Origin of the sequence: Amycolatopsis speibonae, assembly GCF_042647925.1 — a bacterium.
Taxonomy (GTDB): Bacteria; Actinomycetota; Actinomycetes; order Mycobacteriales; family Pseudonocardiaceae; genus Amycolatopsis; species Amycolatopsis speibonae.
On the sequence record NZ_JBHRWK010000014.1, the window covers coordinates 191,913 to 217,144 of the forward strand.

At 69.7% G+C, this 25,232-nt stretch carries 30 protein-coding genes; 18 read left to right on the plus strand and 12 right to left on the minus strand.

All coding sequences use genetic code 11. The features are described 5' to 3' along the window. Window positions 1–24: 24 nt before the first annotated feature. A complete protein-coding gene (locus ACFOSH_RS08825; protein ID WP_378238232.1) occupies window positions 25–693 on the plus strand; it encodes an HNH endonuclease family protein in 669 nt (222 codons plus the stop codon). A gap of 28 nt (window positions 694–721) precedes the next feature. Then, the gene (locus tag ACFOSH_RS08830) at window positions 722–1,378 is read left to right on the plus strand and encodes an alpha/beta fold hydrolase (RefSeq protein WP_378238233.1); all 657 of its coding nucleotides are present in this window, start codon (window positions 722–724) and stop codon (window positions 1,376–1,378) included. Here ACFOSH_RS08830 and ACFOSH_RS08835 read toward each other — a convergent pair. Next, on the minus strand, window positions 1,356–1,991 hold the full coding sequence (locus ACFOSH_RS08835) for a nitroreductase family protein (RefSeq protein ID WP_378238234.1): 636 nt from the start codon (window positions 1,989–1,991) through the stop codon (window positions 1,356–1,358). The genes ACFOSH_RS08830 and ACFOSH_RS08835 overlap by 23 nt on opposite strands. A 230-nt stretch (window positions 1,992–2,221) precedes the next feature. Here ACFOSH_RS08835 and ACFOSH_RS08840 point away from each other — a divergent pair, with 230 nt between their 5' ends. Beyond that, window positions 2,222–2,701 carry a MarR family winged helix-turn-helix transcriptional regulator gene (locus tag ACFOSH_RS08840; protein ID WP_378238235.1) on the plus strand — a complete coding sequence of 160 codons (480 nt, stop codon included), beginning with the start codon at window positions 2,222–2,224 and terminating at the stop codon, window positions 2,699–2,701. Here ACFOSH_RS08840 and ACFOSH_RS08845 read toward each other — a convergent pair. From ACFOSH_RS08845 to ACFOSH_RS08855, 3 genes are all read right to left on the minus strand, one after another. After that, window positions 2,670–3,095, minus strand: a complete 426-nt coding sequence (locus ACFOSH_RS08845) for an ATP-binding protein (RefSeq protein WP_378238237.1) — start codon at window positions 3,093–3,095, stop codon at window positions 2,670–2,672. The genes ACFOSH_RS08840 and ACFOSH_RS08845 overlap by 32 nt on opposite strands. A 77-nt stretch (window positions 3,096–3,172) precedes the next feature. Further along, complete coding sequence (locus tag ACFOSH_RS08850) at window positions 3,173–3,946, minus strand: SigB/SigF/SigG family RNA polymerase sigma factor (RefSeq protein ID WP_378238238.1); 774 nt, start codon at window positions 3,944–3,946, stop codon at window positions 3,173–3,175. Beyond that, window positions 3,943–4,359: an anti-sigma factor gene (locus tag ACFOSH_RS08855; protein ID WP_378238239.1), complete on the minus strand. Its 417-nt coding sequence runs from the start codon at window positions 4,357–4,359 to the stop codon at window positions 3,943–3,945. The genes ACFOSH_RS08850 and ACFOSH_RS08855 overlap by 4 nt, the downstream gene beginning before the upstream one ends. A 136-nt stretch (window positions 4,360–4,495) precedes the next feature. Between ACFOSH_RS08855 and ACFOSH_RS08860 the strand changes: the two genes are divergently transcribed. The 4 genes from ACFOSH_RS08860 (at window position 4,496) to ACFOSH_RS08875 (ending at window position 6,854) form a co-directional block, all read left to right on the plus strand. Next, entirely contained in the window at window positions 4,496–4,804 is a 309-nt protein-coding gene (locus ACFOSH_RS08860) for a WhiB family transcriptional regulator (protein WP_020632994.1), read from the plus strand. 214 nt (window positions 4,805–5,018) lie between these two features. Further along, window positions 5,019–5,372 (plus strand): STAS domain-containing protein, encoded by a 354-nt coding sequence (locus ACFOSH_RS08865; protein WP_378238240.1) that lies wholly within the window; start codon window positions 5,019–5,021, stop codon window positions 5,370–5,372. Window positions 5,373–5,429: 57 nt separating this feature from the next. Further along, window positions 5,430–6,215, plus strand: a complete 786-nt coding sequence (locus tag ACFOSH_RS08870; protein WP_378238811.1) for a metal-dependent hydrolase — start codon at window positions 5,430–5,432, stop codon at window positions 6,213–6,215. A gap of 63 nt (window positions 6,216–6,278) precedes the next feature. Then, on the plus strand, window positions 6,279–6,854 hold the full coding sequence (locus tag ACFOSH_RS08875) for a TetR/AcrR family transcriptional regulator (protein ID WP_378238241.1): 576 nt from the start codon (window positions 6,279–6,281) through the stop codon (window positions 6,852–6,854). 61 nt (window positions 6,855–6,915) lie between these two features. On the opposite strand, the gene ACFOSH_RS08880 is transcribed toward ACFOSH_RS08875, so the two are convergent. From ACFOSH_RS08880 to ACFOSH_RS08890, 3 genes are all read right to left on the minus strand, one after another. Then, window positions 6,916–7,203 (minus strand): hypothetical protein, encoded by a 288-nt coding sequence (locus tag ACFOSH_RS08880; RefSeq protein WP_378238242.1) that lies wholly within the window; start codon window positions 7,201–7,203, stop codon window positions 6,916–6,918. Window positions 7,204–7,284: 81 nt separating this feature from the next. Beyond that, complete coding sequence (locus tag ACFOSH_RS08885) at window positions 7,285–8,919, minus strand: ABC transporter permease (protein ID WP_378238243.1); 1,635 nt, start codon at window positions 8,917–8,919, stop codon at window positions 7,285–7,287. Then, entirely contained in the window at window positions 8,916–9,812 is an 897-nt protein-coding gene (locus ACFOSH_RS08890) for an ABC transporter ATP-binding protein (protein WP_378238244.1), read from the minus strand. Before ACFOSH_RS08890 ends, ACFOSH_RS08885 begins: the two co-directional genes overlap by 4 nt. A gap of 94 nt (window positions 9,813–9,906) precedes the next feature. On the opposite strand from ACFOSH_RS08890, the gene ACFOSH_RS08895 reads away from it, so the two are divergent. After that, window positions 9,907–10,410: a GbsR/MarR family transcriptional regulator gene (locus ACFOSH_RS08895; protein ID WP_378238245.1), complete on the plus strand. Its 504-nt coding sequence runs from the start codon at window positions 9,907–9,909 to the stop codon at window positions 10,408–10,410. A 118-nt stretch (window positions 10,411–10,528) separates the two neighbouring features. On the opposite strand, the gene ACFOSH_RS08900 is transcribed toward ACFOSH_RS08895, so the two are convergent. After that, window positions 10,529–11,128, minus strand: coding sequence for a TetR/AcrR family transcriptional regulator (locus tag ACFOSH_RS08900; protein WP_378238246.1), 600 nt, complete (start codon window positions 11,126–11,128; stop codon window positions 10,529–10,531). 96 nt (window positions 11,129–11,224) lie between these two features. On the opposite strand from ACFOSH_RS08900, the gene ACFOSH_RS08905 reads away from it, so the two are divergent. The 6 genes from ACFOSH_RS08905 (at window position 11,225) to ACFOSH_RS08930 (ending at window position 17,007) form a co-directional block, all read left to right on the plus strand. Beyond that, window positions 11,225–11,857, plus strand: coding sequence for an NAD(P)-dependent oxidoreductase (locus ACFOSH_RS08905; RefSeq protein WP_378238247.1), 633 nt, complete (start codon window positions 11,225–11,227; stop codon window positions 11,855–11,857). Window positions 11,858–11,941: 84 nt separating this feature from the next. Then, complete coding sequence (locus tag ACFOSH_RS08910) at window positions 11,942–12,667, plus strand: SGNH/GDSL hydrolase family protein (RefSeq protein ID WP_378238248.1); 726 nt, start codon at window positions 11,942–11,944, stop codon at window positions 12,665–12,667. Between the two features lie 115 nt (window positions 12,668–12,782). Beyond that, window positions 12,783–12,950 carry a hypothetical protein gene (locus ACFOSH_RS08915; RefSeq protein WP_199748656.1) on the plus strand — a complete coding sequence of 56 codons (168 nt, stop codon included), beginning with the start codon at window positions 12,783–12,785 and terminating at the stop codon, window positions 12,948–12,950. Window positions 12,951–13,279: 329 nt separating this feature from the next. Then, window positions 13,280–13,885, plus strand: coding sequence for an RNA polymerase sigma factor (locus ACFOSH_RS08920; protein WP_378238249.1), 606 nt, complete (start codon window positions 13,280–13,282; stop codon window positions 13,883–13,885). After that, window positions 13,882–14,361, plus strand: coding sequence for a hypothetical protein (locus ACFOSH_RS08925; protein ID WP_005149787.1), 480 nt, complete (start codon window positions 13,882–13,884; stop codon window positions 14,359–14,361). The genes ACFOSH_RS08920 and ACFOSH_RS08925 overlap by 4 nt, the downstream gene beginning before the upstream one ends. Window positions 14,362–14,553: 192 nt before the next feature. Next, window positions 14,554–17,007 (plus strand): CHAT domain-containing protein, encoded by a 2,454-nt coding sequence (locus ACFOSH_RS08930; RefSeq protein ID WP_378238250.1) that lies wholly within the window; start codon window positions 14,554–14,556, stop codon window positions 17,005–17,007. Window positions 17,008–17,272: 265 nt separating this feature from the next. Here ACFOSH_RS08930 and ACFOSH_RS08935 read toward each other — a convergent pair whose 3' ends face one another. Next, a complete protein-coding gene (locus tag ACFOSH_RS08935; RefSeq protein WP_378238251.1) occupies window positions 17,273–17,713 on the minus strand; it encodes an SRPBCC family protein in 441 nt (146 codons plus the stop codon). 49 nt (window positions 17,714–17,762) lie between these two features. Here ACFOSH_RS08935 and ACFOSH_RS08940 point away from each other — a divergent pair, with 49 nt between their 5' ends. The 4 genes from ACFOSH_RS08940 to ACFOSH_RS08955 all read left to right on the plus strand — a co-directional run bounded on the left by ACFOSH_RS08940 (window position 17,763) and on the right by ACFOSH_RS08955 (window position 21,571). Beyond that, window positions 17,763–19,727: an FUSC family protein gene (locus tag ACFOSH_RS08940; RefSeq protein WP_378238252.1), complete on the plus strand. Its 1,965-nt coding sequence runs from the start codon at window positions 17,763–17,765 to the stop codon at window positions 19,725–19,727. A 76-nt stretch (window positions 19,728–19,803) separates the two neighbouring features. Then, the gene (locus ACFOSH_RS08945; RefSeq protein ID WP_378238253.1) at window positions 19,804–20,142 is read left to right on the plus strand and encodes a hypothetical protein; all 339 of its coding nucleotides are present in this window, start codon (window positions 19,804–19,806) and stop codon (window positions 20,140–20,142) included. A gap of 203 nt (window positions 20,143–20,345) precedes the next feature. Then, window positions 20,346–21,278 (plus strand): TauD/TfdA dioxygenase family protein, encoded by a 933-nt coding sequence (locus tag ACFOSH_RS08950; RefSeq protein WP_378238254.1) that lies wholly within the window; start codon window positions 20,346–20,348, stop codon window positions 21,276–21,278. A gap of 62 nt (window positions 21,279–21,340) precedes the next feature. Further along, window positions 21,341–21,571: an antitoxin gene (locus tag ACFOSH_RS08955; protein WP_378238255.1), complete on the plus strand. Its 231-nt coding sequence runs from the start codon at window positions 21,341–21,343 to the stop codon at window positions 21,569–21,571. Between the two features lie 68 nt (window positions 21,572–21,639). Here the strand turns inward: ACFOSH_RS08955 and ACFOSH_RS08960 are convergent, their stop codons facing one another. The 3 genes from ACFOSH_RS08960 to ACFOSH_RS08970 are packed head-to-tail and all read right to left on the minus strand — an operon-like array spanning window position 21,640 to window position 25,207. Beyond that, entirely contained in the window at window positions 21,640–22,593 is a 954-nt protein-coding gene (locus tag ACFOSH_RS08960) for a prephenate dehydrogenase (protein WP_378238812.1), read from the minus strand. 48 nt (window positions 22,594–22,641) lie between these two features. Continuing rightward, window positions 22,642–24,660 carry an oxidoreductase gene (locus ACFOSH_RS08965; RefSeq protein WP_378238256.1) on the minus strand — a complete coding sequence of 673 codons (2,019 nt, stop codon included), beginning with the start codon at window positions 24,658–24,660 and terminating at the stop codon, window positions 22,642–22,644. 10 nt (window positions 24,661–24,670) lie between these two features. Next, window positions 24,671–25,207 carry a PadR family transcriptional regulator gene (locus ACFOSH_RS08970; protein WP_378238258.1) on the minus strand — a complete coding sequence of 179 codons (537 nt, stop codon included), beginning with the start codon at window positions 25,205–25,207 and terminating at the stop codon, window positions 24,671–24,673. Between the last annotated feature and the right edge of the window lie 25 nt (window positions 25,208–25,232).

The following is a 25,232-nucleotide window of genomic DNA, read 5'->3' on the forward strand; positions in this document are numbered from 1 at the left end:
ATCCCCGTCGAGAGGAATCGCGCGGTGGCCACGCGTACCCGGCAGATGACCACGACCCAGCGTCTGCTCCTGCTGATCACCCTCGCCGCCGTCGTACTCGCGGTGTTCTGGTTCGTCAGCGGCAAGGGCGACGCGCTGCAACCCAAGCCCGCGAACACGGCCAGCGCCGCCGACTCGCGCAAGCAGCTGGACGAGCTCACCGTCGCGCCGCGCGGTCCGATGGACGGCTACGACCGCAAGAAGTACCCGCACTGGGACAACCAGGGGAACAACTGCAACACGCGCGAGTTCGTGCTCAAGCGCGACGGCAAGGACGTCAAGGCCGGTTCCGACTGCGCCCCGACGTCGGGCAGCTGGACGAGCATCTACGACGGCGAGACCTGGACCAAGCCGACCGACGTCGACATCGACCACATGGTCCCGCTCGCGCAGAGCTGGGTCTCCGGCGCGAGGTCGTGGACGGACGAGAAACGGCGCCAGTTCGCGAACGACCTGACCCGCCCGCAGCTGTTCGCCGTCACCGACAACGTCAACCAGGAGAAGAGCGACAAGGCGCCGGACCAGTGGAAGCCGCCGCTCGTCTCGTTCTGGTGCACCTACGCCACCGACTGGATCACCGTGAAGCACTACTACGGCCTCACGATCACCACCGCGGAGAAGAGCGCCCTCGGCGACATGCTCGGCCGTTGCTGATCTCCCCGGCTTCGGGTTGGCTGGGGCGATGGCGACCTTCGTACTGATCCACGGCGGTGGCGGCAGCGCCTGGGACTTCCACCTCCTGGAGGCGGAACTGACCCACCGCGGCCACGACGTCGTGGCGGTGAACCTGCCGATCGAAGACGAGAAAGCTGGCTTCCCCGAGCACGTCGACGCCGTCGTGAACGCGATCGGTGACCGCGGGGACCTGGTGATACTGGGCCATTCCTACGGCGGCTTCACCGCGCCGATCGTCGCGGGGAAGCTCTCGGCGCGGCTGCTCGTGCTGCTGACCGCGATGATCCCGAAACCGGGCGAGTCACCAGGGGACTGGTGGGGCAACACGGGTTTCAAGTCCGACGAGAGCCTCAGCGAGGAAGAGCAGTTCTACAACGGCGTCCCCGCGGACATCGTCGCGGAGGCGGGTTCGCACGCCCGGAACCAGGTCAGCGCCGAATGGGGACAGCCTTGGCCGCTGGAAAAGTGGCCGGACGTCCCGACGAAGGTGCTCATCGCGCGCGAAGACCAGTTCTTCGCGCCCGAGTTCCAACGCCGGGTCGTCCAGGACAGGCTCGGAATCGCGCCCGACGAGATCGACGGTTCGCATTCCGTGCCGCTGAGCCACCCCAAGGAGTTGGCGGACCGGCTGGAGTCCTACCTCACCAGCGATCCAGGCGCATGACGTCTTCGAGCGGCTGACGCGCGGCGGGCTTGAAGGTGTCGCCGGTGTAGAACGCCGTCGGGATGAGCGCGGCCTGGTGCACGTTCTCCGGGAGGCCGAGGATCTCCGCGGCCTCCTTCTCGTACGCGAGGTGCAGCGTCGTCCACGCCGTGCCGAGCGTGACGGCCCGCGCCGCGAGCATGTAGCTCCACACCGCGGGCAGCAGGTTCCCCCACAGCCCGGCCTGGTTGCCGGCGGGCAGCTCGGCCCCCGACGTCTCCAGGCACGGGATGACGAGCACGGGGACCTCGCCCATCCTGTCGGCCAGGTACTCGACGCTGGTGCCGACGCGCTGCTGCACCTTCGAGCGCGCCGGGTCGTCCGCGAACAACTTCCCTGCCGCCCGAGGGGAATCCAGGTACTCGCGGCACGCCCGCTGGTAGAGCTTGCCGAGTTCGGCCCGCTGCCCCTGATCGGTGATCACGAGCCAGTGCCAGTGCTGCGTGTTCGACCCGCTCGGCGCCTGCAGCGCGACCTGCAGGGCGTGTTTCACCAGTTCGAGGGGGACCGGACGGGTCAGGTCCAATCGTTTGCGGACGGTTCGGGTGGTCGTCAGCAGCTCTTCGGGCGTCATCCGGAGATTATGTCGTTATTTGCTCGTCAGTGAACCCGCGGCCGCGATCGACGTCGGCAGGGCGCTCGCTGGTCGAGCACGTCACGGTGAGTGGAAGGGCGCCCTGCCACCGCGACAGCGGGGCCTTCGGCAGGGCGGGTTCACCCGTCTGGGCACTTTCCGAGTCCATCTCAGCTCCGCCGACATGGCGTTATGATCCGCTCGTGGGGAGGCCGCCGCGCGAACGAGGGATGGGTACCTTGCTCCGGCATGTCCTCGAAATGACCGAGGCGGACGTCTCCGCGTTCTTCGAAGACATCGGGCTGGGGGACTACCGCCCGCGGTTCACCCCGTTCGTGCGCGCGATCGTCACGCACGGGCCGCTGCCCATCCGGGACCTGGCCGCCGAAGTCGGCGTGACCCATTCCGCGGCCAGCCAGACGATCGCGCAGATGGCACGTCAGGATCTCGTCTCGCTCAGGCCCGGCGTCACCGACGCCCGGCAGAGGATCGTTTCGCTCACCGAGAAGACGCTCCGGCTGATGCCGACGCTCGAAGCCGAGTGGGCGGCGACCAGCGCCGCGGCCGAACAGCTGGAAGCCGAACTGCCGTACCCGCTCAGGGCGGTGCTGGTCGCCGCCGTCGAGGCCTTGGAGCGGAAATCGCTCCGGGACCGCATCGCCGAAACGGACGCCGCGCTCAGGCTCGGGCGTCGGCCCGGTGAAGACTGAACACGGCCCAGACGTACTTCCCGCCGTCACACGGCTCGTGGCCCCAGTCGTCGGACAAGGCGTGCACCAGCTGCAGACCGCGGCTGCGCGCCGCCATCGGCGTAGGTTCCTTCAGCTTCGGCCGGCCCGTGCCGGAGTCGTAGACCCGCAGGGTGAGCCTGCCGTCGGCGTACTCGGCGTCGAGCCTGTCCGGCTTCTCGCCGTGTTCGAACGCGTTCGTGACCAGTTCGGACGTCGCGAGCAGGACGTCGTCGACCTCCGGGCCGTCGAGGCCGAGACCCGACAGGGTCGCCCGCACCGCTTGCCGCGCGACCGCGGGGGCCGTCACATCGACCGGCAGGGGCAGGGAGACCACCGGTAACGAGCCCTCCGATCGCGTCTTGGACATCGTCATGGTTCCGCACCTCCCCTCACGAGAGACTCCCAGATCCGCTGTTCGCCTACCGGATACCCACAAGGGTCAAGGTCGAATCAGGGTCCGTCCGTGAGTTCTGTCTCGGTCAGTCCTTCACGCAGTTTCTTGAGGGTGGAGGCCAGCAAACGCGACACCTGCATCTGGGAAACCCCGACACGGCGCGCGATGTCCGACTGGCTCATCCCGGACCCGAACCGCAGCGCGACGATCTTGCGCTCGCGATCGGGCAGCCGTTCCAGCATCGGCCGCAGCGCCTCGCGGAGCTCCGCCTGGCTCAGGTTGGCGTCCGCCTCGCCGAAGCGGGTGTGCGCCGAGTTCTCCAGGAGGTTGTCGAGCGAAGTCCCGTACCGGCCCTGGCCCGCGCGGAGGCCTTCGTAGACCTCGTCGATCGGGATGCCGAGGTGGACGGCGATCTCACTGGGCTTCGGCGCGCGGGAAAGCCGGACGGTCAGCTCCTCGCGCACGGCCGAGATGTTCGCGTTCAGCTCCTTGAGCCGCCGGGGGACCCGGACCGACCAGCTGTTGTCGCGGAAGTGGTGCCGCAGCTCACCGGAGATGGTCGGGACCGCGAAGGCCAGGAAGTCACTGCCCTGGCCGGGATCGAAACGGTCGACGGCGTGGATCAGCCCGATCGTCGCGATCTGGACCAGATCCTCCATCGACTCGTCCCGGTTGCGGAACTTGCGCGCCAGGTTGCGCGCGAGTTCCAGATGCGCGCGCACCAGTTCGTCCCGCAGCCGCTCGCGTTCGGGGGCATCCGGGGGCAGCGCGCACATGCGCTCGAACAGGGCCGGGACGTCCGCGCCGTCTTGCTCGACGGGTTCGGTCACGGCCGGGCCGCCTCGCTCTCCCGGATGAGCTCCACCCTGGACAGGTAGCCGCCGTCGGCCGGGGTGACGCTCCGCCGCGCGGACGTCGCGAGCGCGGTGAGCAGCTGCCAGGACAGACCGGTCTCGTCGTCGTGGTCCGGAGAGTCCGAAAGCACCGAGACGGTCACCTCGATCCGTCCGTCCTTCCACGAGAAAACGCAGTTCAGATGGCCGTCGGAAGCCGAGGGGAGCAGCATGGAGCAGGCCTCGTCCACCGCCATCCGGAGGTCCTCGACCGCGTCCAGGTCGAAGTCCTGGCGCATCGCGATGTCCGCGACGATCGTCCGGAGAGTCGGTACCACGTGCGGTACCGCGGCCGTGCGTACCTCGATGAGTTGAGCGCCCTCCCCGCTGGGCGGGGTGTTGTCCACCACGTGTGTTCCTCTCTCGAGCTGCGCTGCCGAGTCGTCGATTGCCCGGAGTGTGAGCAAACCAAACCCACGTTTGACTCGCGCAGGCGGCGGGCATGTAACCGGTGACAAACGATCTCCTGGAAAGGCGGGGACCGACGTGGCTGACGTGAGCCGGCTGCCCAACGTGGTGGCGGAAGAGTGGGATTGGCAGCTCCGTGGGTCGTGCCGAGGCGCCGACAGCAGCTTGTTCTTCCACACGGACAACGAGCGCGGGTCGGCCCGCGAGCGGCGCGAAACGCGTGCCAAGGCGATCTGCCACACCTGCCCCGTGCTGGCGCAGTGCCGCAAGCACGCGTTGGCGGTCCAGGAGCCGTACGGCATCTGGGGTGGTCTCGGCGAGATCGAGCGCCGTGAGCTGTTCCTCCGGGAACGCCGTGCCGGGCGCAAGGCATTGACGGCGCATTGAGCGCGTCCCGGACACCGGTCGGCGACGCGCGTGACGGCGATCGTGGCGCCCCGTCCGTACTGGGTTAGGGTTGGGACTGTCGTTGCGGGGACAGCCAAGCCAACCCGCCGAAAAAGAGCGTGCGTCCGTGTCCGGACTGGGCGCGGCCGTCGCTTGAGACCACAGGCGCGTTCCGGCGCTGAGCGTCGGTTCTCACCTGATGAGGAGAATGTGCATGCCCGCAGCGGACCAGAACACCACGCCGCCCGGTTTCAGCATCACGCTGGACGCCGAAGCGTCTGTACCGCGCGTGGTGGTCACCGGTGAGCTCGACCTGCTGACGAGCCCGCAGCTCCAGGAAACCCTCGGGGCCCTGATCACGGACAAACCGTCCGGCCGGGTCGTCGCCGACCTGACCGGCGTGACCTTCTTCGACTCCTCGGCCCTGAACGTGGTGCTCCAGGCGCAGCGCCAGGCCGCCGAGAAGGCGGTCGAGCTCGAACTGGTGCCCAGCCCGCAGGTGAGCCGCGTGATCGAGCTCACCGGCGTCGCCGAGCACCTCAGCGTGTCGGAAGAGCCCCCCGCCTGAACCCCCGCTACGGTCGTGGGCTCGTGATCCGCGACACCTGGGGGCAGCAGCACGATGATGGGGCGGACGCATGCCCTGACAGGCTGGTGCGCGGGTCTCGCGCTCGCGCCCGCCGTCGGAGCGGGAACAGTGCACCAAGCGGTCGTGTTCGCCGCGACCACGGCCGGCTTCGCCCTCCTGCCCGACCTCGACCACCCGGGCGCCCGCGCGTCGCGGCTGCTCGGCTGGTTCACCGGCGCGATCTCCTGGCTGCTTCGCCGGGTTTCGGCAGCCCTCTACGCGCTGACCAAGGGACCCCGGGACGAGAAGGTCACCGGTAAGCACCGGCACCTCTCGCACACCGTCCTGTTCGCCGTCGGACTCGGCTTCCTGACCTCCTGGGGCACCACCCAAGGCGGACCGTGGGCGGTGTTCGGCGTCGTCGTCCTCGGCCTGCTGCTCGCGGAAGGCGCGCTCGGCGACTGGCTCCTGCCGGTCAGCGGCGCCGCGATCGGATGGTGGGTGTGGACCGCCCCGCCGGACAAGGCGGCGCAGCTCGCGGAGATCTCCGGCTGGCTCGGCATCGCCGTCGCGGCCGGCTGTTTCGTGCACTGCCTCGGGGACGCGCTGACCGAGTCCGGCTGCCCGTTCCTGTTCCCGATCCCGATCGCGGGCGAGACCTGGTACGAGATCCGGCCGCCGAAGCCGTTGCGGTTCCGCACCGGCAAGAAGGTGGAGAACCGGCTGATCTTCCCGGTGTTCGCGGTCGCCGCCGTGGTGCTCATCCCGGGCGTCTGGGAGTACCTGTTCACCACGGCCCAGAGCCTGTTCACGCCGGACGGGACGCAGACCGCGGTGCAGTGAGGAATGCCCTCACCGGCGGCGGCGTTGAATCGGAACGCCGGACCCGGTCGAGGAGGGGGAACAGTGGACAAGCCCGTGCTGCGCGCCGACGCACGACGCAATCGAGCGAAGGTACTCGCAGCGGCCGAAGAGGCCTTCGCCGTCAACGGCCTCGCCGTCCCCCTCGACGAGATCGCCCGCATCGCCGGTGTCGGCGCGGGCACGGTCTACCGGCATTTCCCCAGCAAGGACGCCCTCTTCCAGGCCGTCGTCCTGGACCGCGTCGAGCAGTTCGCGCAGGAGGCCCGTGACCTGCTGACAGCCGAAGACCCCGGCGAAGCGTTCTTCGACTTCTTCAAGCGCGTCGTCCAGCAGGCGTCCCGCAATCGGGCGCTGTGCGACGCGCTCGCCGAGACGACCGGGCTGGCTTTCAAAGCGAGCGCGGGCGACGACTTCCGGTCGGCGTCGCAGGCGCTGCTGGCGAGGGCGCAGGCCGCGGGCGCGGTGCGCGAGGACATCGACGGCGACGACCTGCGCGCCCTGATCGCCGGCTGTCTCGCCGCCGAACGGTATTCGCTCGAAGAACGGCACCTCGTGCGAATCGTGGTCGACGGGCTTCGCGCCTCCCACTCAACTTGCACGCTGCGTAACAAAAAGTAAGATCAACGCGAGTAGTCCTCGTACCTGCGCTTCGCATGGCGAGGGGGTGCCGGATGTTAGGTCAGGGTCCCACCACCGGTTCCGTCACGGTCGCGGCCATCGCCGGCCTCGCGACCGGACTGCTCGTCGCCGCCCTTTTGGTGGCGGGCCGCGAGTCGCAACCCCGCGTCCACGAAGTCAGTACGACCCCCGCCCCGGCCACGACCTCGCGTTCGGTCGGGCCGGTCACGGTGACCGTGCCGGGGAGCGTCCCGGAACCCCTCGTCGTCACGCACACCAGTACGCCCGCGCCACGAACGGTGACCAGGACCGTGGCGCCGTCCACCACCTCGACGGAGCTCCCGCCCACGTCGACCACGGGATACCGGCGCGATTGAGAACCGTGAAGGCCGCCCACCCCGTCGGGCGGCCTTCACGGTTTCCCCTGTGGCTAGCCGACGTCGCGACGCCGCCAGCCCATGAGCCCGGCCACGAGCGCGACCACGGCGACCCCGGTCAGCCAGACCAGCGGCGTCGCGGTGAACTCCGCGGCGGGCAGTTTCGGAACGTGCGAGAACGGTGAGACGTCCAGCAGCACCTGCGGCAGGTTCAGCACCGCGCCGAACAGGCTGAGCAGCAACGCCACCCCGGCGATCGCCCACGCCGCCGTCGAGAACTTCGGCGCCAGGCCGAAAAGCGTCACGGCGAGGCCGGTGATCACCCACACCGCCGGAAGCTGGGCCAGTGAGGCGACCACCATGTCCCCGATCGCGTCGCCGACGGTGCCCGACCGCATCCCGTTCGACAGTCCTAACAGGACACCGCTGACGACCAGCATCAGCGCCGTGCCGCCGAACGCGAACACGAGGTGGCTCCCCAGCAGTCGCAGCCTGCCGACGCCCGTCGCGAGCAGCGGCTCGACGCGGATCGCGATCTCCTCGGCGCGGAGCCGCAGCGCGGCCTGCACCCCGTAGAGCGCGATGACCATGGCGAACAGGCCGGTCATCGCCGCCATGAAGGCGTCGATCAGCCCGTCCGTGCCACCGAGGCGCTGGAAGATCTCCTTCGCCTGCTCGCTCTGCCCGACGACGTCGCCGATCCCGCTCGCGACCGAGCCGAACACCGCGGCGCAGACCGCCGTGCCGATCAGCCAGCCGATCAACGGACCCCGGTGCAGCCGCCACGCCAGCGCGAACGGGCTGCGCAGCGACGTCGCCGCTTCGGCGGGCCCGGGACGCGGCGGCATGATGCCGGTGCCCACGTCACGCCGGGGCAGAAGCGCGTAGCCGGCGGCGCCGACGATCACGGTCGCGGCCAGCGGCACCAGGAAGACCCACCAGCGCTCGTCGGCGAACGGCCGGATCTGTTGCGCCCAGCCGATCGGGGACAGCCACGAGACCCAGGTCGCGTCCGAGGTCGAGTCGCCGACCGCGCGCAGCAGGAACGCGACCCCGACGGCGGTGGCGCCGATCCCGTTGGCCGTCCTCGAATACTCGGCCACCTGGACGGCGACGGCCGCGACAGCCGTGAACACCAGCCCGGTCGCCGCGGTGGCGCCGCCGAGCGCGAAAGCACCGCCGGCGGGCAGCTTCGCGCCGATCATCAGCCCGGTCTCGACGAGTCCGATGAGGACACTCGCCCCGGCGGACACCAGCACGCCCGAGGTCAGGAGGGCGAACCGGCCGACCACCGCGGAGGCCAGCAGTTCCGCACGGCCGGTGTCCTCCTCGGCGCGGGTGTGCCGGGTGACGGTGAAGACCGCCATCAGCCCGATGATCAGGGCGAGGAAACCGCCGAGTCGCCACGCGGTGAACCCGCCCGCGGTCGAGAGGTCGAAGGCGGGGCCGTAGATCAGCGAAAGCGACGGGTTCGCGCCCATGCTCGCGGTGAGCCCGGCCCGTTCGGCGGCCGTCGGGTACAACGTTTCGAACGTCCCCGAGGACGTCGAGGGCATGATCCCGAGCAGGACGACCCAGATCGGCAGGACGATCCTGTCGCGTCGCAGCGCCAGCCTGGTCAGCTGCCAAGTGCCGACCAGCCCGTGCGACGGTCCTGAAACGGTGGGACGGTCGAGCGTCGCGGTCATTTCGCGCTCGCTTCGGTGGTGTAGTGGCGGAGGAACAGCTCCTCCAGCGTCGGCGGCTGGCTGGTCAGGCTGCGGACGCCGACCTGGGTGAGCTGGCGCAGCGCCTCGTCGAGGGAGCGGGTTTCGACGTCGAACCGGACCCGGTTGCCCTCGACCTTGAGGTCGTGGATGTTCTCCAGCCTGGTCAGCCCGTTCGGCGGGCCGGCGAGTTCGGCCGAGATCGACGTCCTGGTGAGGTGGCGGAGTTCGGCCAGCGTGCCGGTCTCCACGGTGTGCCCGTTTCGGATGATGCTGACCTTGTCGCAGAGCGCCTCGACCTCGGCGAGGATGTGGCTCGACAGCAGCACCGTGCGCCCCTGCTCGCGCTCCTCCTGGATCGCGTACTGGAAGGTCGCCTCCATCAGCGGGTCGAGACCGGAGGTCGGCTCGTCGAGGATCAGCAGATCCACGTGCGAGGCGAGCGCGGCCACGATCGCGACCTTCTGCCGGTTGCCCTTGGAGTAGGTGCGCCCCTTCTTCTTGGGGTCGAGGTCGAAGCGTTCGACGAGGTCCTTGCGGCGGCGCTGGTCGAGGCCGCCCCGCAGCCGCCCCAGCAGATCGATCACCTCGCCGCCGGAGAGGTTGGGCCAGAGGTTCACGTCGCCGGGGACGTAGGCGAGGCGCCGGTGCAGGCTCGCCGCGTCCTTCCAGGGGTCGCCGCCGAGCAGGCGGACGTCGCCCGAGTCTGCGTGGAGCAGGCCGAGCAGGACCCGGACGGTGGTCGACTTCCCCGCGCCGTTCGGACCGAGGAAGCCGTGCACCTCCCCAGCGGGTACCTGCAGGTCAAGGCCGTCCAAAGCCTTGGTCCGGCCGAAGGATTTGTGGAGGCCGGAGATGGAGATGGCGTTTTCCATGAATCTGAAGGTACAGTGATTTCACAAAGTTGTGAAGTTAAGAAAACGTATGGATGATGTGATCACTCTGGGGGAGGTAAGAGAGGATGTGCTCATGACGACGACGCCTGAGAGTGCTTCGAGCACCCAGAGAGACGAGGACGCCGTCCGCCGTTACGTGGAGCACCTGGGCCTCACGCTTTCCCAGATCGGGATGCAGCGGATGCCCGCCAGGGTGTTCGCCGCGCTGATGACCACCGACGCCGGTCGTCTCACCGCGGCCGAACTGGCCGACCAGCTTTCGGTGAGCCCCGCCGCGATCTCGGGGGCCGTGCGCTGGCTGGAACAGATCGGGCTGGTCGCCAAGGAGCGCGAGCCGGGCTCGCGCCGCGACCACTACCGGCTCTTCGACGACCTCTGGTACGCCACCTTCATGAAGCGCGACCGCATGATCACCCTGTGGCGAGACGCCGCCGACGAGGGCGTTTCGGCCCTCGGCGCGGACACGCCGGCGGGTGAGCGGATCGCCGAGATGCGGGACTTCCTGAGCTTCATGATCAAGGAGCTCAACGACATGTACGCGAAGTGGCACGAGATGCGGGCCGCGAAGGGCAAGTAAGGGACGTCTTCGCGACGATGTAGGAACCTGGACACCGAACGTCCCGATTCCTACATCGTCGACCCCGCACCCTTCGCCCAGGTCGGCGATAGGTAGGCAAACACCGTCCGCCAGAACGTCACGCGCCACTCACGACCAACGCGCCCACCAACGCCGCCGCAAGCCGCTCCGCCCACTCGTCCAGCTCTCCCGGGGACGGCTCGCGGTCTTCGAACGACGCCAGGAACGCGTACTGGAAACACGCCCCGAGCAGCAGTGACGCCGACGCATCCAGATCCGCGTCCTCGCGGATCCTGCCGCGACGGAGCTCCTCGCCCAGATATCCGGTGACGCGCACGAGCGGGACGTCCGGCCCGCCCTGCCTGTTCATGACCTGCTCCCGATGGGTCGCGAGCAGCTCCCGCGAGGAAAACAGCGACACCGCGATCGGGAAGCTCTCCAGGTAGAACGACAGCGTGATCCGCGCCAGCCGGGCGAGGTTCGTTTCGAGCGGGGTGTCCGCCGGGTTCTTCGTCAGCTCGTCCAAGGTCGTGCCGAGCGCGGGCAGCCGCTCGGTCAGCACGCTCATGAAGAGCTCGGTCTTGTCCTTGAAGTGCTTGTACAGCAACGCCTCGGAATAGCCCGCGGCCTGGGCGATGGCCTTCGTCGTGGCGTGCGCGTAGCCCCGCTCGCGCATCACCTTCGCCGCCGCGGCGACGATCTCCTCGCGGCTTCCCATGTTCGCTCCTGAGGGCTTCTCAGCGTTCGCTCGACAAGTGGTTAGTGTTCACTCACCATAGGGGGTGAGTGAACACTAACCCAGGAAGGCGTGACCATGAAGCTCACTGTTTTCGGTGCCACGGGCGGGGTCGGCTCGGAAGTCGTCAAGCAGGCGCTCGCCGCGGGACACCACGTCACGGCGGTCGTCCGCGACCCGTCCCGGCTGGCCGTCGAGGGCGAACTGCTGGAGGTCGTCGTCGCCAAGCTGTCCGAACACGGCGCGCTGACCGAGGCCGTTTCGGGGCGCGACGTGGTGATCTCGGCCCTCGGCGCGCGAGACCGCAATCCGACGACCGTCGTCACCGACGGCGCGAACGCCGCCATCGCCGCGATGCGCTCGGCGGGGAACCGGCGGCTGCTGCTGGTGAGCGCGAGCGGAGCGTTCGTCGACGGCGACGCCTTCTTCACCAGGAACTTCGTCAAGCCGCTCCTCGGCAGGCTCCTGAAGCACGCGTTCACGGACATGATCGCCGCGGAGGAGGTCACGCGGGCGAGTGACCTCGACTGGACGATCGTGCGCCCGCCGCGACTGCTGAACGGACCGCACACCGGCGCCATCGCCGCCCGCACCGACGGCAACGTCCGCGGGAGCTACAGCATCAACCGCGCCGACGTCGCCGACTACCTGCTCCGCGCGGCCTCGGACGACTCGCTCGTCCGCCAGACGGTCTCGATCGCCCAAGGCTGACTCCGCGTTTCGTCCTCTGATCGCGGTTGTTGCGTGCGCGACGATCGCGTTCGGAGGACGAAACGCGGAAGTAGAGTCGCTCCGGTGATCAGCCGTGCGGTGGTACTCGCCCCGATCCTGCTCGCGCAAGCCGTCCGGGTGCGCCGCACGACGCCCAGGCTGCCCGCCGCGGCGGGGCCGGTCAGCGGTCTCGTGGAAGGCGACGGCCGCCCGACGCGGCTCGCGGTGCTCGGCGAGTCCACCGTGGACGGCGTCGGCGCGGCGACCCACGCCGAGGCGCTGACCGGACGGCTCGCGGAGGAGCTCGCGCGGGACGGCCGCGCGGTCGCCTGGCAGGCCGTCGGCAAGACCGGGGCCAACGCGCGGGTGGTGCGCGAGGAGCTGCTCCCGCTGCTCGGACCCGCCGACCTCGTGGTGATCGCGCTGGGCGTCAACGACACGATCGAACTGCATTCGGCCACGCGCTACCGGCGTGACCTGCTCGATCTGATCGTCTCCGTGCGCCGCCGCGCCGGGCGGAGCCCGGTGGTACTGGCGGGGGTGCCGCCGATGGGCCGGTTCCCCGCGCTGCCGCGTCCGTTGCGGGACGTCCTCGGTGCGCGGTCGGCCGCCCTCGACGCCGCGGCCGCCCGGCTGGCGTCGCTGCCCGGCGTCGTCCACGTCCCGATGCCCGCCGCGATGCTGGACCCCGCGACCTTCGCCGAAGACCGTTTCCACCCCGGTCCCGAGGGTTACCGGCGCTGGGCCGAACAACTCGCGGACGTGAGCCGTCAGCTACTCAGCGACACCGTTCGGCGGCAAAAGCACTGATCAGGTCACCCGCCTGCCACAGATTAAGAAACTTTCGCGAAAAAGCTGGCTCTGCGTGTATCTGGTGGCAGCCTCGTTGCGTCCTATGGAGCAGTCGAGGAAATGAGGGAACCCGATGACGACCGAGACCAACACCGCGCCCGTCGACGACGAGGCCACGGCCACCGAAGACCTCGAAGAGACCCCGAAGCCGGGCCCGATCACGGCGCCGGTCCCGCCCCGTCCCGGTACGAGCCCCGACGGCAACTGGGACCCGCACGGCACCAAGCCGCCGGTGAACTGAACGAACACAGACAGGTGATGTCCGGAGGCCGAGGGGGCCTCCGGGCATCACCTCCGGGTGCTCCTTCGGGGGAGGGGGACACCTGGACGCGGGCCCGTTGGGGAGCGGGCCCGGGGGGAGGGAAAAAGGACCGGCCGGTGCGCAGTCCACACCTACTCGCGCCGGCCGGTGCCTTTGTCCTCGCCACAGACCGAGGGGGACGACCGAAACTCGACCAAAAAGTTAGTGACTTGATGTATCCCAGAGCCTCTTGCACGCTCCTTCTCCCCGAAGGGCCCGCGATACTGCCAGCGCCGACACGAAGACACGTCCGAAGTGGGGCAGATACGGTGACCGACGTGCAAACGACCGAGGTAGACCCGCCATGGGAAGGACTGACCGGTGCCGACCTGCATGCCGCCTGCATGCGCGCGGCGCGGGCCGGTGACCGCCAGGCGATGGACAGACTTGTGCTCGAGCTGACCCCGCTCGTGTGGCATGTCGCGCGTGCGAACGGGCTCGATCGCCTGACCGCCGAGGACGTAGTCCAGACGGTGTGGCTCGCCCTGTTCAGCCAGCTCGAGAAACTTCGTGACCCCAAGGCGCTCGCCGCCTGGTTGATCACCACCACCAGACGTGAAGCACAACATCCTTTCGGCCGCCGCGCCCAGCCCGTCCCGCTGACCGACGAGCTGGCCGAAAGCATGGAGAGCACCCATCCGGCTCCCGAAGAGGAAGCCGTCCGCGCCGACCGGGACCGCCGGGTCTGGCGCGCCTTTCTCCGCCTGCCGCATCGTTGTCAGCAGCTCCTTCGGCTGACAGTGCTCGCCGGGCGGGCCGAATACCAACTGGTCGCCGAAGCACTCCGCATGCCGCGCGGAAGTGTCGGCCCGACCAGGGGCCGCTGCCTCGAATCGATGCGCGACCTACTGGCCCACGAAGGGGGAAGCCGATGAACGACCTCGGGACGCCGGGGGAGATGACCTCCCCGGGCGATGAGGCCTTGCTCGCCGATATCGGGCGCTTCATGGACGAATTGGACCCGCCACCGGGAGATCTGGTGCAGCGGGTTCAGTTCGCGCTCGCACTCGAAAACCTCGATGTCGAGGTCGCCCGCTGGGAACGCATGGACGCCACTGCCGGCGTCCGCGGCAGCGACACCGGCACGATCACCTTCACCGTCAGCGACCTGACCGTGATGATCAACCTCACCAAGATCGGCAAGAAGCACCGGATCGACGGCTGGCTCGTGCCCGCCGGCGAGTACGGGGTGGAGGTTCGCGTCGCCGAGCACGGCACGACTTCCACCACCGCCGACGAGGGAGGGCGGTTCGTGCTGGACAACGTTCCCCAGGGGACCACCCAGATCGTGATCCACCTCGGTGACGTGACCTGCCGCCGGACGGTCGTGACCCCGACGGTGGTGCTCTAACCGGACGGCTGTTCCGTTATGCGGCGTGGGTGTGCTCCCATAGTGCGTGTGCCCGCGCCGTCGCCTCCTGTCGTCGATCCCGTAGCCGAAGAGGCGGCTGACCTCCATCGTCAAGCGAGGGCCGCAGCCTCGGATCACGGGCTCACCAGGCCGATACGCCTGCTTCGGCGCGCGCTCGTGCTACTCGGCCAGGTGGACGCGGAACTGGTCGCCCGCTTGGAGATCCGGGTCCGGATCCTGATCAGCCTGGCGGCGGCCGAAGCGGAATTCGTGTCCCAAGAGGACGGTCTCGCCCGGCTGGACGAGGCGGAGCGCATCCGGCTGCTGCTGGCGGGCGGCGACGTCCGCCACGAGCTGCGGTTCGTCGTCGGGCTCCAGCGCGCTGTCGTGCTGATGCGTGCCGGGAGGCTGGAAGAGTCGCTCGCGCTCAACAACGCCTTTCTGCCCGGCCTCGCCGCCGAGGCGGGCAAGTACAGCGCGGTCCTGACCAGGTCGCTCGTCAACCGCGCTTGGCTGCACCTGGAAATGAGCAACCCGGACGCGGCGTACCGGGACCTCGTCGAGGCGTCGGATCTCGCGGTCGAGCACGGCCATCGGTTGCTGGAAGGGAAGATCCGGCACAACCTCGGCGATCACGCGCAGCTGCTCGGCGACATCCCGGAAGCACTGCGGCACTACGAACAGGCCGCTGCGATCTTCGTGACCGACGGCCCCGGCTCGCTGCCGCTCGTCCGACTCGACCAGGCGAAGGCGCTGCTCACCGCGGGGCTCGCCGAAGAAGCGGCCCGGCATCTCGACGACGCGATCCCGGAACTCCGAGGCAACGGCGCGGTGCACCTCGTCGCCGAAGCGGAGGTCGCCAGGGCAGGTGCCGCCATCCTGGAGCGCGACTACGCGCTGGCGAAGAAGCTCGCGGCGTCGGCGCGGCGAAGTTTCTTGCGGCGCGGTAAGGGACGCTGGGCGGAGATCGCCGCGCTGACCCAGCTCCGCGCGGACGCGGTGAAGGTCTTGGCGGACAGGGAGAAGAAGCCGTCCGCGAAACTGCCGGAGCGGCTGGCCGATCTCGCCATCCGGCTGGCCGGACTCGGTCTGCGCGACGAAGCGGGCGCGGCCAGGATGTTCGCGGTGCGGCTGCTGATCCGGCGCGACGAGACGGCCGCCGCGCAGGTGCTCCTGGCCCAGGTGCCGAAGCCGCGGCAGACCACGCCGATCGACCACCGGATGCTGCTGCGGTTGTGCCGGGCCGAGCTCGCGGTGGCGTCCCACCGGCCGCGTTCGGCGCTCGCGCAGGCCCGCGCCGGGCTGGCGGAACTCGGCCAGATCCGCGACCGCATGGGCGGGCTCGACCTCGTCTGCGGGACGGCGGCGCACGGCGAAGAGCTGGGCAAACTCGCGCTGACGCTGGTGCTCAAGAAGGCGAGGCGCAGCGGTGCCGGGGCGAAGAGCCTGTTCGCCTGGCTGGAACGCACGCGCGCGCAGGTGTACCGCTACGAACCGCTCCCGGTCATCGAAGATCCCGACCTCGCCCGGCACATCAACGAAATGCGACACGTACAGGGAACGATCCAGGCGCGACGGCTGTCCGGCGAATCGGTCGGGAAACTCGAGGAACGCTACGACCGTTTGCAGCGCGAGGCGACCCGGCTCGGGTGGTACACCAGCCAATGGGGTCGTCCGCGGCCCGTCTCGGCGCCCGAAGAGGTGGTCGAGCGGCTCGGGGATCGCGTCCTGGTCAGCCTGATGGGGTATCGCGACACCCTGTACGCGGTGGTCGTCGACCGCGGCCGGTTCCGGCTCGTGAAGCTGGGCCCGCTCGCGGAGATCGTCGAGACCGCGCGGCAGCTGCACGCGGACCTCGACGCGCTGGCCCCGGACAACCTGCCCGCGCCGCTGGTCGAGGTCGTCACCGGTTCCGCGCGGCGCCGGGCGGACAAACTGGACAAACTGATCTCCGCGTCGCTGGCGAAGACGCTGGAGAACCGTGAGCTGATCATCGTGCCGATCGGTTCGCTGTACGCGTTGCCGTGGGGCGCTTTGCCTTCGCTGCACGGGCATCCGGTGTCGATCGCGCCGTCGGCGACGGCCTGGGTGACCGCGTCCGGACGGCGGAGCGATGGGCCGGTCCTGCTCGCCGGCGGGCCCGGTGTGCCGGGTTCGGTCGGTGAGGTGCGGAACCTGCGGACGGTGTACCCGGACGCCCGGCTCGTCGACGGGAAGGACGCGACCAGCGACACCGTACTGTCCGCTTTGGACGGTTCCGGGATGGCGCACCTGGTCGCGCACGGCGCGCACGAGCCGGCTAACGCGCTGTTCTCGCGGCTGGAACTGGTCGGCGGCCCGCTGTACGCGCACGAAACCGCCCGGCTCGCGAAGCCGCCGGAACGGGTGGTGCTGGCCGCGTGCGAGCTCGCGATGAGTCACATCCGGCCGGGTGAGGAGGCGCTCGGGTTCGCCGGGACGCTGCTCGCCAGCGGCTCGCGGACGGTCATCGGCGCGATCGCGCGGGTCGGCGACAAGGCCGCCGCCGACGCGATGGCCGAGCTGCACCGGCGGCTGGCTTCGGGGACCGCGCCCGCCTTGGCCCTCGCCGAGGCGACCGCGGCCGATCCGCTGCGGCGCCCGTTCCTGTGCCTGGGCGCGGGCTGAAGGGGACTTTCGCCGCATGCGATGCGGCGACGGACGCTTTCGCCACGTGATGCGCCGAGGATCCGGTCTACGGAGTGGCGGAAGGACCTTCCCCGCGTCTCATGCAGCGAAAGCGTCCTACGTGGCCATGGCGTCCTTCAGCTACCCACAGGACTTGTCCACAACCCTCGCCACCTGTGGACAACTCGGCCGATCAGCCGTCCCCGTCACCCATCACCGATAGACTGGACTCGGGGTCGCCCCCCTGGGACGGGTGGGGGTGGGGTCAGGGGCGTTCGGCGTGTTTCACCAGGCGGGTGGCCAGGAGTGAGACCACGGTCCGGAGGGCTTTGCAGGCGGCGGCGCCGGTGCCGGGTACCGATTCGGTGAACCGGCCGGTCCAGCGCAGATCCGTGCCACCGGAAGCGTTCGGGGTGAACGAGACTTCGGCGCGGTAGTCCTTCAGCGGCGCGAGGCCCGCGAAGCCGTAGACGTGCTTTCGGTCCTTTTCGTACTCCAGCGTCTCTTCGTGGATGTACACCGGCCACAGGCCGACGGCCCGGACGGCGCCCACCTCGTCCTCGCCCGGCTTCCGAGCCCAGCGCGAGTGGAAGACGATCGGCTTCGCCCATTCCGACCAGCGGGAACCGTCGGCCTCCAACGCGAACAGGGAAGCGGGCGAGGCACTGCTCGTCCGGTTGATCTCGAAGGAGTACGTCTTTCCCATGTGGCGACGATAACCGCTCCGGACGCGACGGATAAGTCAAGATAGGGGCGTGAGCACGACGCGCCGCGAGATCGCCGCACCGCATTGGCTGGTGCAGCTGCTCCGCAGCACACCGGTTCCCATCCCGTGGAACATGGTCGCCCGCGCCGTCCTCGCGCTCGCCGTGCCGCTGGCCGTCGGCTACGCGCTCGGCGACATCGGCGTCGGGGCGCTCGTCTCCACCGGCGCCCTGCCCACCGTCCTGTCCGAATCCGCCGGCCCGTACCGCTACCGCGCCCGGCGGCTCGGCGGCGCCACCGCGGCCGCCGCCTTCGGCTACTTCGCCGGGCTGATCACCGGAGGGACCCCCGCCGCCTCCATCCCGGTCGTCGTCGGCGTCGCGGCGGTGTCCGCGCTGATCAGCGCGGCCGGCAGCAACGCGTCGGTCGCCGGACTGCAGATGTTCGTCTTCTGCGTGCTCGGCACCGGCCAGCACGTCACCGGCCTGCGCGTCGAAATCCTCCTCGGTTACTTCTGCATCGGCGCCGCGTGGAGCCTGCTCATCGCGCTCGCCACCTGGACCTTCCGCGCCACCAGCCCCGAACGCGGCGCCGTCGCCCACGTCTACGTCGAACTCGCCGCGATGCTGTCCGCGACCGACGAAGCCACCTCCCGCGTCGCGCGCCACCAGCTCACGACCGCGATGAACACCGCGTACGACCGGCTGCTCACCGCGCGATCCTGGCTGTCCGGCCGCGACGCCACCTACCGCCAGCTCCTCAACCTGCTCTCGGCCAGCACCCCCGCCGTCGAGGCGTCGGTCGCGATGGTCAACGCCGGCCGCCACGCCCCGGACGACGTGATCGGCCACTTCATCGCGACCTCGGCCGCCGTCCTCGCGAACCAGGAACCGCCGGAACCCCCTAAAGCGCCCGAAGACGCCGACCCGGTCCTCGCCGCGCTCTACGCCGGACTCGCCCGCATAGCCAAGGGCGACAACCGGAAGCGGCGCGAGGTCCAGCCGTGGCACAAACGCCTCCGGAGCTGGGCGGGTTCGCTCATCTCCGGCCCGCTCACCTGGTTCGCCGCGCTCCGCCTCACCCTGTGCGTCGCGATCGCCGAAGTCGTCGCGCTGTTCGTCCCGTTCGAACGCTCCTACTGGATCACACTCACCGTCGGCATCGTCCTCAAACCGGACTTCGGCTCGGTCTTCGGCCGCGCCGTCCTGCGCGGCATCGGCACGGTGATCGGCGTGGGCATCGGAGCGGCCGTCCTCGCCGCGGGTGGCGAAGGCTGGCTGCTGGTCCTGCTGATCGCCGTGTTCGCGGGCGGTGTCGCGGTCGGCAAGGTCCGCAACTACGGCATCCTCAGCGCCTTCGTGACGCCGCTGATCATCCTGCAGATGGACCTCGCCAGCACCGGGAGCTGGAACGTCGTCCTCGCCCGGCTCGTCGACACCGTGCTCGGCTGCGCCATCGTCCTGCTCTTCGGCTACCTGCTCTGGCCGGGCAGCCGACGGCCCCAGGTCGGCGGACGGCTCGCCGACGGCCTCGACAGCCTGGTGGAATACGTCGACAAGGGCCTCGTGCTCGCGCCCTCTGGCGAAGCCCGGTTGGAACGCTCACGCGCCCGTCGACGCGCCTATCGCGCGCTGGCCGACCTGCGGACCGCTTTCCAGCAGGTCGTCGTCGAACCCTCCGCCGCCGGACGGCAGGCCGTCGCCTGGTGGCCGGTGATCGCCGGACTCGAACGCGTCGCTGATGCCGTCACCGAGGTCGGCGTCACCCTCGGCCGCGGCGCCCCAGCCCCGAGCGAAGACGACATCGCCCTGCTGACGGCCGCGCTCGCCGAACTCGCGGCCGCCGTCCGTGAGGAACGGGACCCGGCGGAGATGCCGATGCCCGACAACGAACAGCTGTCCGGCGTCGTCGACCAGATCGGCGCCGCCTTCGACGCCGTGCGAGGTCCCGACCTCGTCGAGCGCGCACCGTTGCGGCTGGTCCGGCGGTTCCTGCCCTATCACCGCCGCGCCTAGCGACGGACCCACCCGGATGGGGGAGGGTGAGCATGGTCTCGAACTAATGTTCGAGTTTTCACGCATAATCGACCCCATGCTCGACACTGGTGACACGCTGCCGCCGGGGCCGCGTCACCTGCACATGGTCCGGCCCCATCAACCCGTCTGGGTCGACCTCAAGCTGGTTTACCCCGTGGACGCCTCGAAGACCCGTCTCCCCGACGGCCTGGACCTGACCGGCACCGTCCCCGGGCTGCTCGGGATGTGGCGGGCGACGACGACGGCGCACTGGGTCGGCTGGGTGACCTTCCAGCTCGGCCCGGTCGGCCGGGGCGGCACGACGCATTCGCAGTGGGTGCTGGCCGAGGCGCTGAGCCCGCGCGAGGAGCGGAACGCCTGGTCGGGCAGCTACCCCTACGAGCGGCGACGGTGAGTATCCCGTCCCGTGGACGAGGTTGACCCCGCCCCGCCCCACCGCCACCATGAAGACGTGTCCGTCATCCTGAAGTCCTCGCCGATCCGCTCGGCGGGCGAAGGTGTCGTCGCACTCCTCCTGCGTCGTGGACGTCTGGGCTCGCCGCCCGCGTAGCTCCTCATCTCGCCAAGTCATCCGACGGTGAAATCCAGGGAGCACGTATGTCCATCGAACTGCCCGACCGTGTCCACCTCCGCCCCGCGACCGTCCCCGACGGCGGGATCCTCGAAGGACCGCGTGTGCTGCGGCGCCTGCCGGAGGGCGTCGAAGACCGCCCCTACGAGCTTTTCGCGCTGCGCCCGCTGGGACGGGTGATCGGCGCCGAGATCACCGGCGTCGACCTCGCCGAACCCCTGACTCCCGCCCTCCACGCCGAGGTGAACCGCGCTCTGCTGGAGTGGAAGGTGCTGTTCTTCCGCGACCAGGACATCACTTCGGCGCACCAGCGCGCGTTCGCCGCCAACTGGGGCGAACTGGAGACGAACCCCTTCATCCCCAAGGGCGAGACCGAGGACACCACCCGGTTCACCAGGTCGGCGACCATGCCCGCGTTCGAGAACATCTGGCACGTGGACGTCACCTTCCGGCCCGAGCCTGCGCTCGGCTCGGTCCTGCGGCTGATCGAGGTCCCGCCCGTCGGCGGCGACACGATGTGGGCCGACATGGCCGCCGCCTACGACAACCTGCCGGAAGACGTCCGCCGGCGCGTCGACGGGCTGACCGCGGTGCACGACTTCATCCCCGGCTTCGCCCGCTTCAGCGACCCGGAACTGCTGCTGCGCCACCAGGACGCCTTCCCGCCTGTCGAGCACCCTGTCGTCCGCACGCATCCCGAAACCGGACGGCGCACCCTCTTCGTGAACCAGGCCTTCACGACCCACATCACCGGCATCGACCGCGACGAGAGCGACCGGCTCCTGCGGTACCTGTTCAGCCGGGCGCACATCCCGGAGTTCCAGGTCCGGTTCGCCTGGCGGCCCGGTTCGGTGGCCTTCTGGGACAACCGCGCCACCCAGCACTACGCGGTCAACGACTACCAGCCGTACGCGCGGGTGGCCGAGCGTGTCGCCATCGTCGGTGACCGGCCGTTCTGACACGTCCCCGCGACGGGTGAGCGTCCGGGCGGGTTCACCGGGACCTGTGTGACGATTGAGCCATGGGCATCAACTTCGACGAATTGAAGAACAAGGCCACCGACGCCTTGCGCGAGCACAACGACAAGATCGAGGGCGGCCTGGACAAGGCGGCGGACTTCGCCAAGTCGAAGTTCTCCGGCCACGACTCCCAGATCGACTCCGGGGTCGGCAAGGCCAAGGACTTCCTCAACAAGTTCGACGACACCCCCGACAACCCGCCCCAGAACCAGCAGCAGCCGAACCAGCAGTAAGCCTCGCAGTTCGTCCTCTGAACGCGGTACTCGCGCGGGCAAGGACCGCGTCCAGAGGACGAAACGCGCTAGGAGACCTCGCCGATCGCGGTGTCGCCGTCGATCGCCGTGATCCGGCCACCGCGCTCGCCGAGAGCGATCAAACCGTCCCGCGCGTCCGGGGCCGTCAGGCTGACCCGCACCCCCGCGCGTTCCGCGTCCTTAGCGGCCGCAAACGCTTGCGCACCCTCGTGACCGGCGTTGACCGTCACCGCGAGACCGCCCGTCGACGCCAGCGAACCCCGCGCGGCACCCAGCCGCCCGAGCGCCTCGTCGACGATCGGCAGCAGCGCTTCCCGGTTGCCCTCGGTCATCGCCCGCACCAGCGCCGGGCTCGACCCGGCCACCCGCGTGCCGTCCGTGTAGGACCCGGCGGCCAGCGACATCGCCAGCGGCCCGCCCTGCGCGCCGATCGTGGCCAGGATGGCCGCGAAGATATGCGGCAGATGCGAGATCCGCGCGACGGTCTCGTCGTGCGAGTCCGCGGGCAGCGGCACGACATGCGCGCCGACGTCCAGCACCAGCTGCGCGACCTCGGCCCACGCCGTCAGATCGGTGTCGTACTCGACGCCGAGTACCCACGCGCCGCCGCCGAACAGCGCCGGGTTGCTCGCCTTCCAGCCGGACTCCGCGGTCCCGGCCATCGGGTGCCCGCCGACGAACCTCGCGTACGGCGCGCGGCGCCGGACGGAGTCGAGCACCGGGCCCTTCACACTGGTGACGTCGGTGAGCACGCAGTGCCCGGCGACCCGCGAAACGGTCCGAAGCACCTCTTCGACCGCGGGCAGCGGCACCGCGAGAACGATCATCGCGTCCCGCTCCGCCGCCTTGCCCAGCGCCGCCTCGACCTGCGTGGTCACGTCGTAACCCGCTCTACTGGCCGCGTCCGCGTCCGCTTCCGAGGTCGTCGCCCCGAACGTGGTGCGGCCGATCGACCGCGCCGCGCGCAGCAGCGAACCGCCGATCAACCCGAGCCCGATCACGCATACGTCCCGCACAAGGGTTCATCCTGCCATCTCACGCGCCACTCGTCAGAGAACGGCGGCGAGGCGCGTTCCCTGATCGATGGCCCGTTTGGCGTCCAGTTCGGCCGCGACGTCGGCGCCGCCGATCAGATGCACCGGCAGCCCTGCCGCCCGCAGGCCGTCGGCGAGGTCGCGCACCGGCTCCTGGCCCGCGCAGACGACGACGGTGTCCACAGCGAGCAGGCGCGGCTCGTCACCGACGGTGATGTGCAGGCCGTCGTCGTCGATCCGGTCGTAGGTGACCCCGGTGAGCTGCTCGACCCGCTTGGCCTTCAGCGCGGCCCGGTGCACCCAGCCGCTGGTCTTGCCCAGGCCCGCGCCGATGCCGGACTTCTTGCGCTGCAGCAGGAAGACCTGCCTCGGTGACGGCTCGACCTTCCGCTCGGTCAGTCCGCCGGCCGCCCGCTCGGGATCGGTGACGCCCCATTCGGCCATCCACGCGTCCAGATCGAGCGCGGGGGACGTGGTGTGCGTCAGGAACTCGCTGACGTCCACGCCGATGCCGCCCGCGCCGATCACGGCGACCTTGCCGCCCACCGGTTTCCCGTGCCGGACGACGTCCACATAGGACAGCACCTTGGGGTGGTCGATGCCGGGGAGCGAAGGCACCCGAGGTGTCACGCCGGTGGCCAGCACGACCTCGTCGAACCCGGCCTCGACAAGGCTTTCGGCGGTCGCGCGGGTGCCGAGATGGACCTTGACGCCGGTGACCTCCAGCCGTCGCGTGTAGTACCGGATGGTCTCGGCGAACTCCTCCTTGCCCGGGATCTTCCGCGCGATCCCGAACTGGCCGCCGATCTCGTCGTCCGCCTCGAACAGTTCGACGGCGTGGCCCCGCTCGGCGAGGCTGGTCGCGGCCGCGAGCCCGGCGGGACCGGCGCCGACGACGGCGACGCGTTTGGTCTTGCGGGTGGGCGACAGGGTCAGCGTGGTCTCGTGACCCGCACGCGGATTGACCATGCAGGACACCAGCTTCCGCTTGAACGCGTGGTCGAGGCAGGCCTGGTTGCAGGCGATGCAGGTGTTGATCTCGTCCTCGCGCCCGGTCTCGGCCTTCCGGATCCACTCCGGGTCGGCGAGGAACGGCCGCGCCATCGACACGAGATCCGCGTCGCCGCCGGCCAGCGCCTCCTCGGCGACCTCGGGCATGTTGATCCGGTTCGACGTGACCACCGGGATCCCGACGTGCGGTTTGAGCTTCCCGGTCACCCAGGTGAAGGCCGCGCGCGGCACCGACGTCACGATCGTCGGCACCCTCGCCTCGTGCCAGCCGATGCCGGTGTTGATGATCGTCGCGCCCGCCTCTTCGACCGCCTTGGCCAGCGCGACGACGTCCTCCCAGCTCTGACCGCCCTCGACGAGGTCCAACATGGACAGTCGATAGATGATGATGAAGTCCTCGCCGACCGCTTCCCGTGTGCGGCGCACGATCTCGACGGCGATCCTTCGCCGGTTCTCCGCGCTACCGCCCCACTTGTCGGTGCGCCTGTTGGTCCGCTCGGCGAGGAACTGGTTGATGAAGTAGCCCTCGGAGCCCATGATCTCGACGCCGTCGTAACCCGCTTCCTTGGCCAGGAAGGCACAATCGGCGAACGCGCGGATCTGCCGCAGCACGCCGTACCCGGACAGGGCCCGCGGTTTGAAGGGGTTGATCGGCGCCTTGATCCCCGACGCCGAAACGCTCAGCGGATGGTAGGAATACCGGCCCGCGTGCAGGACCTGTAGCGCGATCTTGCCGCCCGCCTCGTGCACGGGATCGGTGAGTCGCTTGTGCGCCTTGGCTTCCGCGCGCGTCGAGAGTTTCGACGCCAGCGGCAGGAGCCAGCCGGTCCGGTTCGGCGCGAACCCGCCGGTGACGATCAGCCCGACACCACCGCGGGCGCGTTCGGCGTAGTACTCGGCCAGTTGCGGGAAATGAGCTTCCTTGTCTTCGAGGCCGGTGTGCATCGAGCCCATGATCACCCGGTTGCGCAGGGTGGTGAAGCCGAGGTCGAGCGGGGACAGCAGGTTCGGGTACTGGCTCATCGCCGGGTCCTTACGCATCGTGGTGGAATGCCTGGAGGACTTCCTCGAGCCACTCGACGTGGCCCTGTTCGGTTCGGATTCCTCCTCGCAGCACGAGGAACTGGTGCAACGACTGTCCACTGAGGACACTGGGGTCGGGGAAGTCGCGCTTCTCGATCAGCAGGTAGGCGTCGAGCCGGTCCGTGTGCGCGTCGCGATGCCGGGTGATCTCGGCGGCGACGGCGCCGGGTTCGCCGAGCGTCGCGCCGCGGATCTTGACGGCGAGTTCCCTGGCCGTGGCCGAGGGATCGGGTTCGGCGAGCCAGCGGGCCAGTTCGGCCCGGCCGGCGTCGCCGACGGTGTAGACCTTCTTGTCGGGTTTGCCGGACTGCGCGACCTGGTCGACGGCGACCCAGCCCGCGTCCTCCATCCGCTTGAGGACGCGGTAGATCTGCTGGTGGGTGGCGTTCCACCACAGTCCGATGGACTTCTCGAAGCGGCGCGTCAGCTCGTAACCCGAGCCGGACCGCTCGGACAGCGAAACCAGGATCGCGTGCTCCAATGCCATGCACCCAGTTTCATATGCACCTAGT